Source organism: Tritonibacter sp. SIMBA_163, from assembly GCF_046535935.1.
Classification (GTDB): Bacteria; Pseudomonadota; Alphaproteobacteria; order Rhodobacterales; family Rhodobacteraceae; genus Epibacterium; species Epibacterium scottomollicae.
In genome coordinates this window covers 1-247 of sequence record NZ_JAWJBP010001029.1, presented here as the reverse complement: position 1 = coordinate 247, position 247 = coordinate 1, and the positions used below count along the sequence as shown (strand labels likewise).

Genomic DNA, 247 nt, shown 5'->3' with positions numbered 1-247 from the left:
CCAGGCGACCGGGCGATCCTTGGCAAACACCTGCCGCTTGAGGCGATGGGCATCTATAACATCGCGGTTTTCCTGGCGAGTTTCCCAATGCATATGGGACAGGAGGTCAACCAACGCTTGATGATCCCGGTCTATCGGGACACGCCTGCCCTTCACAGCGATCAGAACCGCAAGAAGCACCGACAGCTACGCTATGCCCTGACCGGGGGGATCCTGTGCATGTTGTGGGCGATGGCCTGGATAGGGG

The 247-nt window shown here is 59.5% G+C and carries 1 pseudogene; it reads left to right on the top strand.

The features are described from left to right. A pseudogene (locus tag R0J92_RS25460) lies at positions 1-247 on the top strand (polysaccharide biosynthesis protein); the annotation flags it as partial.